The organism is Peterkaempfera griseoplana, from assembly GCF_001418575.1.
In the GTDB taxonomy this organism is placed as follows: domain Bacteria; phylum Actinomycetota; class Actinomycetes; order Streptomycetales; family Streptomycetaceae; genus Peterkaempfera; species Peterkaempfera griseoplana.
Genome location: NZ_LIQR01000784.1, coordinates 1 through 2,683, shown reverse-complemented (window position 1 = coordinate 2,683; position 2,683 = coordinate 1). Strand labels below are relative to the sequence as shown.

General features: G+C 74.4%; 1 protein-coding gene. It reads left to right on the top strand.

Annotation, left to right across the window (positions count from 1 at the left end):
• The first annotated feature begins 273 nt into the window (after positions 1-273).
• Positions 274-2,598, top strand: a complete 2,325-nt coding sequence (locus AOK09_RS36760) for a DUF7507 domain-containing protein (protein WP_157876206.1) — start codon at positions 274-276, stop codon at positions 2,596-2,598.
• The last annotated feature ends 85 nt before the right edge of the window (positions 2,599-2,683 follow it).

Below are 2,683 nucleotides of genomic sequence, written 5' to 3'. Positions count from 1 at the left end.
CCACGGCGGCCTCCGGGGGAGGGGTCTGTCTGGGAGGGTCCGGCACCGCGGCCGGATCGGGCCCGCCATCGGGGCACACCACTTCGCCCCGCCACCATACGTCTGGTTTGTCGACTTTTCGACGCCACGGGCACGGGCTGTGCGCGGCGGCGGCCCGCCGGCGCCTCGCCCGTCCCCGGCCGAGTCGGCCGCCGCCTTCGCCCGAGTGGAGTGCGGGCGCATGAATGCCGGTCAGTATGACAATCAGTCATCAGAGCACTACTAATAGTCATCATGATCAGAGAACCAAGCCCGCCGTCACGGTTCCGGCTGCGCACCCTCCGGCTCCTGTCGGCGGTGGCGGCCCTGGGAGCCGTCGGAGCGGGCCTCACGGGTGCGCTGACCGGAGCCGAGGCCCGAACCAGGGCCGGCGGCACCCCGCTGGTGCAGGAGACCTTCACCGGCGCGACCGCCGACCCCGGCTTCGTCGCGGTCGGCTCGGCCTGCCTCACCGGGGCCCCCGGGGCGGCGGCCCCCGGTCCCGGCAACCATCCGCTGGGCGGCTGCCGGCAGCCGGAGACCGGTCCGGTACCACCCCCGGGGGGCGCCCCCCACGGATACCTCCAGCTGACCGACGCCGCCAACGACCAGTCCGGCGCGGTCCTCTACGACCACGCGCTGCCCGCGACCGAAGGACTGGACGTCACCTTCGACCAGTGGCAGTACGGAAGCACCACGCCCGCCCATCCGGCTGACGGCATCTCATTCTTCCTGGTGAACGGGGACACCTCGCTCACCCACCCCGGGGCCTTCGGCGGCAGCCTCGGCTATGCGCAGAAGCTCCCCGACGACGACCCGGTCAACCCCTTCCTCCCGGGCGTGGACCGCGGCTACCTGGGCGTCGGCCTGGACGTGCTGGGCAACTACTTCGGCGACTGGGAGCAGCGCGGCAACGGCTGCGCACAGCGCTCACCGGCCGGGACGGCGTTCCGGGTGCCGGGGCCCGGCGCCAACATGGTGACCGTCCGCGGCCCCGGCGACGGCATCGAGGGGTACTGCTTCCTCACCGCCACCACCAGCAACTTCTCCACCGCCGGCCCCTGGCCCTCCACACTGCCCGGCCAGCTCCAGGGGCCGCTCACCGAGCTGCCCCCGGGGGCCACGCCGCAGCAGGCCGAGGCGGCGCTGGAACCCTCACGCCGCCGGGTCGAGGTGCATCTGACGCCCGCGCCCAACCCGGTACTGACCGTGACGGTCGACTTCAACGACGGCACCGGCCCGCACCAGGTGATCTCGCGCCCGGCCCCCGAGCCGGTTCCCGACACCTACAAGTTCGGCTTCGCGGCCTCCACGGGCCTGTTCACGGACGTCCACCTGATCCGCAATGTGACGATCAGCACCGACCAGCCCCTGCCAGGGCTCAACCTGGTCAAGCAGGCCCGCCGGCCGCTGCCCGGTCTGCTGGTCGCCGGGACCGAGGTCCCCTACGACTTCGTCGTGACCAACTCCGGCGGCGCCGACATCACGGCGCTCTCGGTGAACGACCCCACGGTCGGGCCGGTCCGCTGCCCCACCGCGGTCCTGCCCGTCGGCGACACGGTGACCTGCACCGCCACCTATGTGATCACCGCCGCCGACGTGGCCAGAGGCTCCGTCACCAACACGGCCCAGGCGACCGGTACGGCGAACGGCCGCCCGGTGACCTCCCCGCCCTCCCAGGAGACCGTGCCCATCGCCGAGCCGCCCGGCATCGATGTGCAGAAGCGGGTGGAGACCCCGGGGCCCTACGCGGCCGGCGACACCGTGGAGTACGCCTACCTCGTACGCAACACCGGAGGCCACCCGCTGGACGGCGTCCATGTGACCGACGACCGGGTGACCCACATCATCTGCCACTCGACCACCCTGGCGCCCCAGGGCGCCCCCGGCGACAGCACGGTCTGCCGCGGCAGCTATGTGATCACCCCGGAGGACGTGGCGGCGGGCAGCGTCACCAACCGCGCCACCGCGACGGGCACGGTCGAGGGCGTGCCGGTCACCTCCCCGCAGGCCGAGGCCACCCTGCCGGTCGCCGGGGCGCCCCGGATCACCCTGCGGAAACGCGCCGACGGCAGCGGGCCCTTCGCGCCCGGTGACACGGTGAGCTACTCCTACCTGGTCACCAACGAGGGCGACACCGAGCTGACCGGCGTGCAGGTGATCGACGACCATGTCGCCCCGGTCACCTGCGACGTCACCACGCTGGCGCCCGGCCGGAGCACCCTGTGCCACGGCACCTACACGGTCCGGAAGTCGGACGCGCGGGAGGGCCGGGTCACCAACCGCGCCGAGGCGGCGGCCGTGGACATCCGCGGCAACACCGTGGTCAGCCCGCTCGCCGAGGTCACCGTACGGGTCGAGGAGTGCCCGACCGGCGGCAAGTGGCAGCGAGGCGCCCCCGGCCCGGGCCCGGAGTGCCCCAAGCCGGGCCCCGGCGGCCCCCATCCCGGTCCTGGCCCCGGTCCCTGGCCCGGCCCCGGCCCTGGCCCCTGGCCCGGCCCTGGTCCGCACCCTGGCCCCGGCCCGTGGCCCGAGCCCTGGAGCCATGACCGCGACCACGGCGCGACCGCACCGGAGTGACGGCGTAGCAGCCCGCAGCCGACCGCCCCGCGGTGGCCGCCCCGGACCCCCGTGGCGGCCACCGCCGCCTCCGGGACCGGGAGCC